13 protein-coding genes are annotated in these 13451 nt (G+C 43.4%); 6 read left to right on the forward strand and 7 right to left on the reverse strand.

What is annotated here, in order from left to right; all coding sequences use genetic code 11:
• Positions 1–50: 50 nt before the first annotated feature.
• On the reverse strand, positions 51–1490 hold the full coding sequence (gene amrB / locus HYD_RS03735) for an AmmeMemoRadiSam system protein B (protein ID WP_236865045.1): 1440 nt from the start codon (positions 1488–1490) through the stop codon (positions 51–53).
• A gap of 275 nt (positions 1491–1765) precedes the next feature.
• Between amrB and tuf the strand changes: the two genes are divergently transcribed.
• The 3 genes from tuf (at position 1766) to HYD_RS03750 (ending at position 3750) form a co-directional block, all read left to right on the forward strand.
• Positions 1766–2959, forward strand: a complete 1194-nt coding sequence (gene tuf / locus HYD_RS03740; protein ID WP_236865047.1) for an elongation factor Tu — start codon at positions 1766–1768, stop codon at positions 2957–2959.
• 93 nt (positions 2960–3052) lie between these two features.
• Entirely contained in the window at positions 3053–3367 is a 315-nt protein-coding gene (rpsJ, locus tag HYD_RS03745) for a 30S ribosomal protein S10 (RefSeq protein WP_236865049.1), read from the forward strand.
• Positions 3368–3531: 164 nt separating this feature from the next.
• Positions 3532–3750 carry a hypothetical protein gene (locus HYD_RS03750; protein ID WP_236865051.1) on the forward strand — a complete coding sequence of 73 codons (219 nt, stop codon included), beginning with the start codon at positions 3532–3534 and terminating at the stop codon, positions 3748–3750.
• A 630-nt stretch (positions 3751–4380) separates the two neighbouring features.
• On the opposite strand, the gene HYD_RS03755 is transcribed toward HYD_RS03750, so the two are convergent.
• Positions 4381–4956: an OmpA family protein gene (locus HYD_RS03755; protein WP_236865057.1), complete on the reverse strand. Its 576-nt coding sequence runs from the start codon at positions 4954–4956 to the stop codon at positions 4381–4383.
• 166 nt (positions 4957–5122) lie between these two features.
• Here HYD_RS03755 and HYD_RS03760 point away from each other — a divergent pair, with 166 nt between their 5' ends.
• Complete coding sequence (locus HYD_RS03760) at positions 5123–6682, forward strand: NAD(P)H-dependent flavin oxidoreductase (protein ID WP_236865058.1); 1560 nt, start codon at positions 5123–5125, stop codon at positions 6680–6682.
• A 105-nt stretch (positions 6683–6787) separates the two neighbouring features.
• Here HYD_RS03760 and HYD_RS03765 read toward each other — a convergent pair whose 3' ends face one another.
• The 5 genes from HYD_RS03765 to ybeY all read right to left on the reverse strand — a co-directional run bounded on the left by HYD_RS03765 (position 6788) and on the right by ybeY (position 12274).
• Positions 6788–7870 (reverse strand): NAD-dependent epimerase/dehydratase family protein, encoded by a 1083-nt coding sequence (locus tag HYD_RS03765; protein WP_236865059.1) that lies wholly within the window; start codon positions 7868–7870, stop codon positions 6788–6790.
• A 4-nt stretch (positions 7871–7874) separates the two neighbouring features.
• Positions 7875–8825: a glycosyltransferase family 2 protein gene (locus tag HYD_RS03770; RefSeq protein WP_236865060.1), complete on the reverse strand. Its 951-nt coding sequence runs from the start codon at positions 8823–8825 to the stop codon at positions 7875–7877.
• A 134-nt stretch (positions 8826–8959) separates the two neighbouring features.
• On the reverse strand, positions 8960–10774 hold the full coding sequence (locus HYD_RS03775) for an ABC transporter ATP-binding protein (RefSeq protein WP_236865061.1): 1815 nt from the start codon (positions 10772–10774) through the stop codon (positions 8960–8962).
• 102 nt (positions 10775–10876) lie between these two features.
• Positions 10877–11668, reverse strand: coding sequence for a CBS domain-containing protein (locus HYD_RS03780; protein WP_236865064.1), 792 nt, complete (start codon positions 11666–11668; stop codon positions 10877–10879).
• Between the two features lie 99 nt (positions 11669–11767).
• Positions 11768–12274: an rRNA maturation RNase YbeY gene (gene ybeY, locus HYD_RS03785; protein ID WP_236865066.1), complete on the reverse strand. Its 507-nt coding sequence runs from the start codon at positions 12272–12274 to the stop codon at positions 11768–11770.
• Between the two features lie 223 nt (positions 12275–12497).
• Between ybeY and HYD_RS03790 the strand changes: the two genes are divergently transcribed.
• Together HYD_RS03790 and rpsT are read left to right on the forward strand one after the other, a co-directional pair.
• On the forward strand, positions 12498–12896 hold the full coding sequence (locus HYD_RS03790; RefSeq protein ID WP_236865068.1) for an iron-sulfur cluster assembly scaffold protein: 399 nt from the start codon (positions 12498–12500) through the stop codon (positions 12894–12896).
• 284 nt (positions 12897–13180) lie between these two features.
• Complete coding sequence (rpsT, locus tag HYD_RS03795; RefSeq protein ID WP_236865070.1) at positions 13181–13441, forward strand: 30S ribosomal protein S20; 261 nt, start codon at positions 13181–13183, stop codon at positions 13439–13441.
• Positions 13442–13451 lie beyond the last annotated feature (10 nt).

A 13451-nucleotide genomic window follows, 5' to 3' on the forward strand; every position in this document is an offset into this window, starting at 1 on the left:
GGTTTAGTATATCCATTACTTATCCTTGACCGAATCCGCTCGAAAAAACATCAAAAGCTTTCTGTTTCAAATACAAGGATTTCCGTATTCTCGTCTTTCCAGCATTTTTCATCTAGATCAGCTTTCGATGAGCAGAGGCTGTCTAAAAATTCTTCTTTTGTTGCAAATTGTTCTGAAACTTGCGGAAGATATACTCCGCTCTTGCCGTATTTTTTCACTATGACTCCGTGACCAGGAAACTTTATTTCATTGTGACTTCGAACTTTAACTGGCGTTGTTAGCACGGATATTTCGATAGAAAGGCTTGGAATCTCCCTTTCTCGAACAGGTTGGAACCTGCTGTCTTCGAGAGCAGCTTGGCGAGCCATATGGTATACAGCTTTCCAAAGAGGTTCTTCTGGGAGTATTCTCCCTATGCACCCTCTTAGATTTCCATTTTTGTCTTTAAGTGTGACGAATACAGCCTTGTGTTGATTCAGGCGTCTGTCTTTTACGTCTATGTCTTCTGTGTTATCTCCAGATTTGTTTATATTATGCAGGCTCTTCAGCGCTATGATTTTCAAAATATTTTTTTGCTCTTCGCTAAGCTGGTTTTTTTTTTCTGAAGTGCCTTTTGTAGGGCCTTCGACGCGAGCGATTTCTCCAACTGCGCCCATATATCCAACGGATTTTTCATAATCTCCGGATGATTCTGCGCTTGTGTTGTATCTAAGAACTGTTACCCTTGAATCTGGCATACTTTTTAGTACATTAAGAGCTGTCATCACAGCTGCAGCTCCGCACAATTCACTTTGGCCGCTATCTATTAAGCTTTGCAGACCTCGGATATTAATAGATTTTATCGCTTTAATGGTGATTTTGTCTCGCATTCTGGTTATATCGTCATGCAAATGGTGGCTCATATCTGATGATGCGATTATTAAAATCTTCTTGCCGCTCTTAGATATTGCAGATTTGATTGCGCTTGCAAGAATTGGAGCAAACTTTACATCGTTTATTAGTATGGGAACTATTTGCGCATTTGGTTGAAGCGCTTGTATAAATGGTAGCTGTGTTTCAAGAGAATGCTCTTCATCGTGAATTGCCTGGTCGTATACAATTTCTGGGCTTTCATCAGCAATGATTTTTGTTACATCTTCGTCTGTTTCTGTTGTGCCTAAAGGTGAGCTCCAGTTGCCTCCTCCAAACAGAATCGCGCCTTCGATGCGAGAGCTATGTTTTGGTCCAATAAGAATTACTGTGTCGAATTGGGTAGAGCGTAAAGCCTGATACGCGCAACCAGCAGTTTTACCAGAATATTCATATCCAGCATGCGGCGCAAAAAGAACGAGAGGCTCATACATAGAATCCTTGTATAAAGTGCAAGGTTCTGATAGAAACTCGCTTATTTGTTTTAGTAATATTTTTTTGTTTTCATTGTAAAAGCTCCCAGCAACCGCTGGTGATCGGATAGTTTTTTCAGCTTCTGCTCTGTCGGTGCAGCAGGCCATAATAACTGAAAAGCAAAAGGATGAGCAAGATAGGTAGCGTATGCAGCGAGTCATAAGATGTGAGATAATTATTTTATTTTACGAGTAGTTTATATAAAAAACAGCAAAAAATCGCTAAAAATGGTTGGTATGATTGGCTATAGTTTATATTTACTAATCGAACAAGCATAATCTTAGTCTGATGGTTTTTGCGGGACATAACTAGTTGCAGTTTTTAGTCAATCATGTTATTAAGTTTCATATTGAATTGAAACGCAAAGACTATAGGAGTTTTCATGGCTAAAGGGCAATATACAAAGACCAAACCTCACGTTAACGTTGGCACCATAGGCCACGTCGATCACGGGAAGACTACTCTTACTGCTGCTATTACCAAGGTTTTATCAGAGACTGGTGGGGCGGAGTTTAAGGCGTATGATCAGATTGACGGAGCTCCTGAGGAGAGGGCTAGAGGTATTACTATAGCCACGTGTCACGTTGAATATGAGACGGAGGCTCGTCACTATGCGCACGTGGACTGCCCTGGTCACGCGGACTATGTTAAGAACATGATCACTGGTGCGGCGCAGATGGATGGAGGTATACTTGTCGTTTCTGCTGCTGATGGTCCGATGCCTCAGACCAGGGAGCATATATTGCTTGCGCGCCAAGTTGGTGTTCCAGCTCTGGTGGTTTATATGAATAAAGTGGACCAGGTTGATGATCCGGAGCTGTTGGATTTGGTTGAGATGGAAGTTAGAGAGCTTCTATCTGCATATAATTTCCCAGGTGACGATATTCCTGTTATTCGCGGTTCTGCTCTTGCGGCTCTTGAGGGGAAGAACGATGCTATCGGTAGGAGTTCTATAATAGAGCTCATGAAGGCTGTTGATTCTTCTATACCGACCCCTGAAAGAGAAGTTGATAAACCTTTGTTGATGTCTGTGGAGGATGTGTTTTCTATTTCTGGAAGAGGCACTGTTGCCACCGGAAGGATCGAAAAGGGTAGGGTCAAGGTTGGAGACGAAGTTGAAATCGTAGGGCTTTCTAGCGAAACCAAAAAGACTATTGTTACTGGGGTTGAGATGTTCAGGAAGACGATGGATGTCGCCGAGGCTGGCGATAACGTCGGATTGTTGCTGCGTGGAATTGATAGGACTGGGATAGAGCGCGGACAGGTTATTTCTGCTCCTAAGTCGATTAAGCCACATACGAAATTTGAGTGTGAGGTTTATGTTTTGACTAAGGAAGAGGGCGGAAGACATACGCCGTTTTTTAGCAATTATCGTCCGCAATTTTATTTTAGGACTACGGACGTTACTGGTAGCGTTGCATTACCGGAAAATGTAGAGATGGTTGTTCCTGGGGATAATATTAAGATGACCGTTGAGCTTATAGCTCCTATTGCTATGGATGAGGGAGTTCGGTTCGCTATTCGTGAAGGTGGTCATACTGTTGGTGCCGGGGTTGTCTCAAAGATAATAGCGTAGTATAGTTATATCACTGCTGTCTTGCTATGTGTTTGCGTTGGCTTGCGGCGGTGGGTTTTTTGTTAGGGTGTGTTGGATCGTAGGGGAAGCGGTATGAGTGTAGGGTCTCAGAATATTAGGATGCGTTTAAGAGGGTATGACCATAAGGTTCTTGATAAGTCCGTCAGGGAGATTATGGATACGGCGGAGCGCACTGGTGCTGGGGTTCGAGGCCCAATACCTCTTCCTAAAAAGATAAAAAAGGTGACTGTTTTGAGGTCTCCTCATGAGCATAAGAAGGCCCGTGATCAGTTTGAGATCAGGACTTACAGTAGATTAATTGATATTACAGACTGTAACCATCAGACACTCGACGCTCTTATGGGGCTCGATCTTTCGTCTGAGATTGAGGTTGAGATCAAGGTTTAGCCGGGCATTGGGCTCTCTTCTTCTTTCGCTTGTTGGCGGAGTGCGTGTTTTTCGTTTCCTTTTCGCTAAGTTGGGATAATATTTTGCTGAGTTTTTGTTTTTTGGTTGTTCTGTCGTGTTTGCGCTGAGTTGAGTTAGTTTATGTGGCTCTTTGTGGGGAGCCGATGACTGGTGTTTGTGCTCGGGTGGTGGAGCGTCGGTCTTCGTCATATTCTGCGCATGGCACAGAGTTTTCTTTTCGTTGGTTGGGCGGAGGTGAACGGGAGTATTTGGTATGCAGGGTTTTGTTCTCGTATATAGGAATCGAGAGCGGCCAGTTTTTAAAAACTGTCCGCGAATTTGATGTACTGGGTCCGCCTGAGGGCAGAAATTTAGCGCTATAGCTCCCCCGCGGAGGCCCACCCCCAGAGGTGGTGTATGGATTTAAGAGGCTTTAAGAAAGACCCCGCCATGTGGGGGCCCCCCCCCGCGGCCCGGGCCCGCCGGCGCCGAGAAAGTGTTCTATTGATAGCCCAGATGTATTCGTATCAATGGTTTGGCCGCGGGGCAGGATTTAAGAGGCTTTAAGAAAGACCCCGCCATGTGGGCCCCCCCGCGCCGGGCCCGCCGCGCCGAGAAAGTGTTCTATTGATAGCCCAGATGTATTCGTATCAATGGTTTGGCCGCGGGGCAAATGTTTCAGAGAAATTTACAGTATAGGATTCGCACGCTATGCCCCCGTCCGCTCCTGCAAAGAAGTAGGTCCACAAGTCCTAGGCACGATTGCGCACGAAAAATCTATGCTTGTTTCTATCATAATGATGATTCGGCTCAATATCTCAAACTTCTATGTAAAAATCACCTAATCTTCGTGAAACTCAACAAAACCTAGCTTTAACCAAGAGCACAACTAGAATATCCGCCAAACTTTTGCTTCAACGCCCAACGCGACAGAACTAAAAAACCCCATGGAAGCACAGCTAAGAGCTCCACGGGGTTCAGATAGAAAAAACTCTACCAAACAAAAACCAGGGTTATAGCCCAGTTGGAGAGGTGCCGCCCGGCACTACGTCAACCCCGCCAGAGGCCGGTGGGACGGCTGCAGATGGAGACATCGCGGCATTACCCGAATCACCACCGCCTAGAACGGTAATCGCTACACGATTTTGCTGATGAGCAGATTCGGTGTCTCCGCACACTATAGGCTTGTCTTTTCCATGAGAGCATGTGCTAAGTCTAGAAGCAGGAACGCCAAGAGCCACCAACTCTTTCTTTACAGCTTCAGCTCTTCTTTCTCCAAGGCCATAGTTATACTCTCTAGTTCCCCTAGAGTCGCAGTGGCCAGCTATTACTACACTCTTTTCAGGGTGTTCGCAGAGCCACTTAGCCTGGCGAGCTAAGGTGTCTTTTCCGCAAGTTCCTACGTTGTACTTATCGAAATCAAAAAATACCCTGTCTCCTACGCTTTTAACAAAATACTCCACGCTAGAAGTATCTACCCCTGGACCTGCTGGCTCAACAACCGCCTCAGTAACCGGAGGAGTATCGCAACAAGAACACGCCGTCAACAACAAGCTAAGCGCAGCAACACCCAATATTTGAATTTTCATGGTTAACCTCTTCCATTTTCCGTCTTTCCTACCATATACGACCCGTCGCTAAAAAATGGTAAAAAAACTTTTTGCTTTCTGCCACTTGAGGATACATTTTTATGTAGTCTTTTTCAATAGGTTACATATGATATAAGATAGATTCTGAAAAATCACCGTGTTTAATATGGCGACCGGTATAAACCAGGTTCCTTTATACTTCTTTAGATGGTATCATTCGATAGTTATATTTTTTGGTTGTGGTGGTTCTTTGTCTTCAGTTGGGGTTGTGTCTACAGTGGGTTTGCCAAAAATTCGTATGTTCGAAAAGGACGTAATTCCAATCGTAGAAGGAGGAAAGGGGATAGCTGTTTCTGATGGCAGGAGCTGCGGTGCGTGGGCCGCTGCTGGCTGTGTTGGTACGTTTTCTGGTGTTAACGCCGATTCGTATGACAGTATGGGGGCTTATGCTCCAATGGTGTTTTATAAAAAACTACGTGCTGATAGGCAGCAAGAGTTGCTAGCTCAGTCTATCATAGGCGGAATACGGCAGGCGGAGATAGCGCATGAGGTTTCTTCTGGCCGCGGTGCTATAAGTATGAACGTTATGTGGGAAATGGGCGGCGTGGAGCTTGTGTTGGAAGGAATTTTGCAAAAAGCGTCAAAACTTATAGACAACGTTGTTTGTGGAGCGGGCATGCCGTACAGGCTTGCAGAGATAGCTTCAAAATTTGGAACTTTTTACTCACCCATAGTTTCTTCAGCAAGAGCATTTAGCGCTCTGTGGAAAAGAACATATCACAAATTCAGCGAATGGCTGGGGTCTGTGGTTTATGAGGATCCCTGGCTTGCTGGCGGGCACAATGGATTGAGCAATGCGGAGGACCCTCTTATCCCGGAAGCGCCGTATTCTCGTATTGCGCGTCTTAGGGCTGTGATGAACGAGTTCGGCCTTGAGCATGTTCCAATAGTAATAGCTGGAGGAGTTTGGTCGTTGGCCGAGTGGAGGGACTTGATACGTAACGATGAGGTTGGGAGCGTTGCTTTTCAGTTTGGTACGCGAGCGATGTTGACTGTGGAAAGTCCTATACCTGATAAATGGAAAAATGCTCTTATGAACATAGAAAAGGGTGATGTTTCTTTGAACAAGTTTAGCCCTACCGGTTTTTATTCATCTGCCGTTAGGAACCGTTTTCTGAGGGAGCTAGAAGAGAGGTCGGAAAGGCAGGTTCCGTGCAGCTATGAAAAGGAGCGAGATGACGATTTTGCCGTGCGTGTCTGGAGGAGCGGAAGGACCGTGTACGTAAAGTCGAGATATGATGATATCGTGCGCGAGTGGCTAGAGGCTGGATTTTCTGCTCCGCTGCAAACTCCAAGTGCTACGTTGATTTTTGTTTCTGAGGGGAAGGCGGCTCAGATTCTGTCCCATCAGGTTGAATGTGTTGGGTGTCTTAGTAGATGTTTGTTCAGCGGGTGGGATCAATCAGGTGAGTGTCGTTTTTCTAACTCGTCTGACCCAAGGTCTTTTTGCATACAAAAGACTCTTCAGTCGGTTGCTCATGGTGGGGATGTGGAAAACGAGTTGATGTTTTCCGGGCATAATGGATATAGATTTTCTCGTGATCCGTTTTATGCTAATGGTTTTGTTCCGACGGTTCAGCAATTGGTCGATAGGTTGATCGACGAGCTCGATGCGTCTGAGTCTGCGGATGTCGCAGAGAGTCATTTAAAGACCCGTGAAGCCTGAGCAAACATTAGAGAAAGGTTGGGCGGCTCTGAGGTTTGTGATGCGGGCCGGCGATGTTGGGGGAGTCTTAGTAGAATGGGTTTTGATTAGGCTAGCGGGATTTGTCTAGGCCGGGCATTGACTATCCTTAGCAAATTTCTCAAAGAACTCTATTGATCGCCTGAATCCTGAGTCGACAGCTATTTTTGGGAGCCATCCAAGAGACTCTAGTTTGCTCGTGTCTGGTACTACCCTGCTGGCAACTTGTTCTGGGGTTCCCTCACTTATAACCTGCACCCCTTTTTCTGGGAATAGGGCCGCAATTATTCTGGCAATCTCCAGAATATCATAGACCTGGTGTGCGTTTCCGATGTTATATGCTTCGCCGCTTTTTCCTCTGAGAAGTATGGCTAGAATCCCGGTTACAGCATCAGATACATAACAAAATGTACGGAAGAAGCCTCTGCTGCGTACAGTAATATTTTCTCGTCGCAATACGCTAGAAATGAAATCCGCTGATGCGATTCCGCTGTTCAGATCCATAAACGGTCCATACGTTTGCGAGAAACGTGCGGAGCGTACAGGTATTCCATGTTGAACGAAATAAGAATAGCACATCGCTTCTCCCGCTCGCTTGCCATCTCCATAGCACGAGCGCTCCGACATCAGAGGTGAATGACAAAAATCGCTTTCTCGAACAGAATCTACGTCAGGAGGTATGATGCCGTATACTTCGCACGAGCTTATGTAAAGAAAGCTTTTAGCTTCTGATTTTTTTGCTAACTCTAGCATGTTTTTAGTGCCAATTATGTTCGCGTCAAGGATTCCTATCGGATTTGTCTTATAGTACATTGGGCCAACGTGAGACGCTGCATGTATAATATAGTCAGAAGCGTTAAGATCAATTAAGCTATCTGTTATATCGCGAAATATAAACTGCATCTCTTTTAAGTTAAAATTAGGACCAAACCTGGCTCTTGCCTTCAGCTCGTCTCTGCATATTGCAACGATGTTTACATCGTTTATCCTGCCTGTATATTTTGCATATAGAAGGGTGTCTATTAGAAAACTGGCGATCATGCCTGTGGCCCCAGCTATGACTATAGTAGCTCCATCTATCAATTCCCAATCAATGCTGGAGGAGCCAACCGAGAGCTCTAAGTCTTCCCTTATTACATCGGAGTGTATGCTATAATTGCCAACTGTCATTATTCTAAAACCCGAGCTTGTCTTGTACTATGAAGTTTGGCCTGGCTTTGACCTCATCAAATATCATAGATATATATTTCCCCATTATACCGAGCATTATAAACACAAAACCAAAAAGCAGAAGCATCACTCCCATAATGGTGCCATATCCTTTAAACGGCACTCCCCAAAACATAAATTTTATAGACCAAACAAACAGCATGAAGAATGATAGCCCAGAAAGCGCGCACCCTATGACTGTTGTGAAGACAAGAGGAACGTATGAGAAGTTAAATAACGCTTTGAGCGCGAAGATCACAACAGAGCGCGTGTCCGCCTTTGTTTTTCCTGCGACTCTGTCTTTTCGATCATACGGAATTCCTATAGACTTTCCGCCCATCCAACTTACCAACCCGCGAAGGATTCTGTTTCGTTCTTCCATTTTATTGAGAGTTTTATACAGCTCTCTGTCCATAAGCCTGAAATCTGCTACATTTTTTATAAATGACCCTCCGGTGAAACGGTATAAAACCTCATAAAACAGCTTGGAATTAAAATAACGCAACTTGCTAAAATCTTTCCTCTCTCGGATAACTCCGTATACATTAACGTATCCCTCTTCCCATTTCCGAAGGAAGTCGTGTATCAGTTCTACGGGTTCTTGAAGGTCTGCCGCTATATATATAGCTGCGTCTCCGCTGCAATGCGCATACCCTGCGCTGATCCCGCCGTCGATATAGAAATTTCTTGTGAGCCGTAGCACCTTGAATCTTGGGTCATTTTTGTGTATCTCTGCAGCTTTATCGTAAGTCATGTCTGATGATCCGTTGTCAACTATTACAACCTCAAAATCGTATGCTGGCTCTTTATGAAACACTTTCTTCAAAGCGTCGGCGAGCGCATCGATGCACGTGTCTTCGTTAAACGCAGACGTTACGACGGAAATAAGACGTTTTCTAGAGCCAACATCATTCATAATAAACTCCTAAACAAAAAACGAAACGATTTACAAGCTGTTGCGAGGAGTCTATCACATAAAAAAGGTGGCTAAAAGACTCGCTATAGCCTTTAAAAAACCTCAATGACAAGTTTTTTTTTAAATGAATACTGCTATTTTATGCATCTTCCAATAGAAAGGCTCTTATACAAAGGATCATTTGCTAAAAGATCAGAGTGTGTGCCGCTCGCTGTTATAGAACCGTGTTGCATAACGAAAATGCGGTCCATGTGTTCTATTGTTGAAATCCTGTGAGCTATTACTATTGCGGTTCTACTCTCCATGAGGTCGAAAAATGATTTTTGCACTTCTTGTTCAGAAATTCTGTCTAGAGATGAAGTGGCCTCGTCTAAAAGCAGTATAGGAGAATTACGGAGAAAAGCGCGCGCTATTGATATCCTCTGTCTTTCTCCGCCAGAGAGCTTTACTCCGTTTTCTCCAACAAATGTTTCATATTTTTGGTCTAATTTTTCTATGAATCCGCTGGCGCTTGCAAGCTCGGCCGCGTGCATAACTTCGTCAATAGAAGCGTCCTTCATTCCATATGCAATGTTATTAAATATAGTATCATCGAATAGAGTTGTATTCTGGCTTACTAAAGAAATATTTCTGCGCAAAGATCCAAGAGATATATCGTTTATGTTTGTTTTGTCTATATATATAGCTCCAGAAGATTCTGAATAAAAACGAAGGAGTAAATAGAAAAGAGTGGTTTTCCCAGAGCCGCTTGGTCCAACGAGAGCGAATTTTTTTCCATTCTGAAATTCACACGACAAGCCAGAGAATAGATTTTTGTGTGAGCTCGGGTATTTAAATGATACGTCAGAAAGCGAAATACAGTTGTTTAGTGAAAACTCTTTTGCATTATAGTCTTGATCGCAGGAATTATTTGATGAAAAAGAGGTATTGCACGTAGACATGGTGTTTTGTTCTTGTTTTTCATTCATTATGTCAAAGATTCTGTCAGCCGCACCCATTCCTTCTTGGATTTGGTTATTAAGCTGTACGATGTTTTTTAGCGGTCTATACATAAGCAAAAGTGCAGTGATAAAGCTTACGAAATCGCCCGTAGTTTTATGTCCAGACATTACGGAGCTCCCGCCATACATTATCACTCCAACTATTGCTACCCCTCCTATAACTTCCATTACTGGATGGATTATGGATTTTACCTTTGTTGCTGAGAAGGTCTTTTTGAACAAAGCTTGCGCTTTGTCTATGAAGAGATTTGACTCATATCGTTCCGCTCCATAGGCTTTTACGATGCAGATTCCACCAAGCGCTTGTTGAAAAAATGTACACATATCTGCTGTGGCTTCTTGGGCCTGGCTTGAAACCGATCGCATTTTTTTCCCGCATTTAAGTATCGGTATGGCTATAAGAGGAAGCCCAAAAAAGGCTATGAATGACAATAGCGCGTCTTCGTATAGCATAAGGCATACAAGCCCAGCAACTGTCAGGCTGTCCTTGCATATGCCTATGACAGACTGTGTTACGGAATTTTTTAGCAAAAATGTGTCGTTCATCAACACGGATACGGTTTTTCCTGCCGGGGTTTTGTGGAATATTGAGATTGGAAGGCAAACTATGTGGTCGAACAGCATCTTTTGTATGGATATAACCATTTTTTGACCAACATAATCTAGGCACACAGACTCTCCATAGGCTGCGAGTCCTCTTGCTAAAAATGTGAGAAACAGCCCAGAGGAAATCAGCAACAACATGTCGGATTTATGGCTAGAAAAAATGTCATCAAATATAGGTTTAAGGTATCTTGCCAGCGCTGCTGTGGTAGCAGCGGAGACAATCATACAGGCTACTCCAAAAAACAACATCTTCTTATACGGGAAGATGTGGTCTTTCGCGACCTTCTTAAGCAAGGCCCAAGAAGCAGCGCCTCTTCCTGTTTTGGCAAAAGCAGAGCTCAAATTAACCTATCCGGCTTATAACACAGCGATTTCATCATAACGGAAGGTAATTGTCAAAATACAGCTTTTAAAATCCTGTTTTGCTATTGGCGAGCGGCCTTTTTACATTTTTTCTACAGCAATGCTGTAGACTCTTCTAGAATCAGCTTGCCTTATTTCAAACCTAAACCCGGATGCCGGGTGATTTATGATCTCACTTTTCAGTGGCACTCGACCTACGAACGAGCAAATCCAACCTCCTACGGTGGTTACTTTGGATTTATCGTCCTTCGGTATGAATAGGCTTCCGATTTCGTCTTCAAACGAATCTAAGCTCATTCTTCCGTTGACTATTAGATCTGGAGTTCTGGAAATTATCATCTCAGACGTGTCGCCGTCATCTTGGTGTGAAATAGAGCTAATTGCGCGCAGTATCGTTCCTCTGCTGACGATTCCTTCAACTCCTCCGTACTCGTCTATTATGAACACAAGAGTGATTCTTCGTGTCTTAAGCCTAAAAAGAGCATCTTTAATTTGCATAGACGCAGGCGCAAAAGAAGGAGGGTATAAATGCTTTAACCAATTTTTTTCGTCTATTTGTGACTCAATGATAGACATTTGCGAGTGCATCGTTACTACGCCGCTTATATGGTCTAGAGAATCCTTGTATACAGGGAGCGAGTAGTGTCCAGTTTTTAAAAACATGCTAGTTACTTCCGAGAACGAAGCTGATGCTTGTATCCCAACAATGTCACTTCTTGGAACCATTATCTCTTTCACGGGAGTATGCAAAATTTTTCTTTCAAGATTTTCGCATTCGTTTTTATTAGAAGAGCAAATAAATCTTCCAAAAAAACCCTTAAATGATTTCACCATAGATTTCATAGTATCGCTGCTTAAAGCAAAACTTTTCAACTTATCTCTCCCCCCACTCCGTAAATATTCGTAACACCCCAGAAAACAGCGCCTTTTTGTGCTGTCTGAAAATTACAAAATCTGCACATCATATCGTAGCTAGTAAAACATGTCCAGGCCTATTTTGCGCATGCATTTTTTTTCTAACTCATGCATAATGCGGTGATTTTCTGCATTATCGTGGTCATACCCTAATAAATGAAGAGAACTATGTATTATAAGCCTGCTAACCATATTGTTCATGTTAACTCCAATCTCGGAAGATTGTTTCTCTATGGTTTCGAAACTCAATACGATATCTCCGATTTGCAACGGTCTGCAAGAAAAACTGTCTTTGCAACTGGCGGCCCTGCAAACCTCCTCCATACTATATACACCAAACGACAGGACATCTGTGGGAGCATCAATACCTCTATACAGCCTGTTATAACTCCTCATATTATCATCGCAAGTGAGCAGTACACTTACTTCCGCACAGACGACACCTGATAAGCCGCACACTTCAACGACACAGCCAACAGTCTTCGATATCTCTGGCACAGAAGAAGAGGATAAGGCTTCCCAACCGCTCTTTCTAGCTTCGCATAAGGTCTTGACCGATATCATACAAATTCTTCTACACAGATACAAGTGAAAATAATAGTATACGTTTTTTGAATGGTTCTAACATTTTTTTATCAGGCATGGCGCCGCCTGGCAGGTAGCTATACCGTAGGATACGGTGGCCATAGATCTATAAATACTAGTAGAAGGATATGATGATAGTAGGCTAGTATTGCTTCATGTGTTATAATCGTTCCGTGAAAACTAATGTTATATGGCCGTTAAGATGAAATATAGTGAAAAAATCGTTGAGCATTGCATGAACCCAAGAAATGTGGGCGAATTTGATGAAGACGACGTTTCTGTTGGAACTGGTATAGTTGGTTCTCCTGCTTGTGGAGATGTGGTAAAAATTCAGATAAAAGTTGATGAATCTGGAGTAATAGAGGATGTTAGGTTCAAGGTTTTCGGATGTAGTTCTGCTATAGCTGCAGGATCTTTCGCTGCTGAGTGGCTCTGCAAGAAAACTATCGACGAAGCATTAAAGATTCAAAATAGTGAAGTAGCAAGAGAGTTAGAGCTTGCTCCTGTGAAATTCCATTGTTCTGTATTGATTGAGCAGGCTATACGTGAGGCCGTATCGAATTATTTTGCTAAAAAGAGCTCTGTCAATGAGGTTGCATGACTGGAGCTTTTTTTGTCTACTGCTCGAGTGGCCCGCTCTCCATCCTTTTTGATCGGACTTATTAGTCGTTTTGCGGTTGCTGAAAGTCTGGCCTCTATATGTGATTGAGAAAGAATTTATTTTTTTTACAATATATAAAAAGTCGTTAAGAATCGCGGTTTGTTTGGATCGCCATCAATAAGAATAGAGGAAAACTCACTGGTTTTTCCATTAATGGCTTGCTTGATTTTTTAACTCAGTCGATGTATAAAAATAGCAGCTGGTTTGTAACAGGTTTCTTGAGAATGCCCCAAAATGTGTCTCCGAAAAAGCGGCTGCGGCGTGATGCTCGTAGGCGTATGGTGAACAAGTCTCGTATGGGAAGGATAAGGACTTCTGTAAAGAGGTGTGCCGATCTGGTCTCCGCTGGAGATAGTGCGTTCTCTCTGGTTCGCTCGGCCCAGAGCGAGTTGGCGAAAGGGGTTTCTGTTGGGATCATGCACAAAAACACTGCTGCTAGGAAGATAAGAAAGCTTATGATTCGGCTTAATAGAGCTTCTGGCTAGACTTTAAATT

Origin of the sequence: Candidatus Hydrogenosomobacter endosymbioticus (genome assembly GCF_021654655.1) — a bacterium.
In the GTDB taxonomy this organism is placed as follows: Bacteria; Pseudomonadota; Alphaproteobacteria; order Holosporales; family GW7; genus Hydrogenosomobacter; species Hydrogenosomobacter endosymbioticus.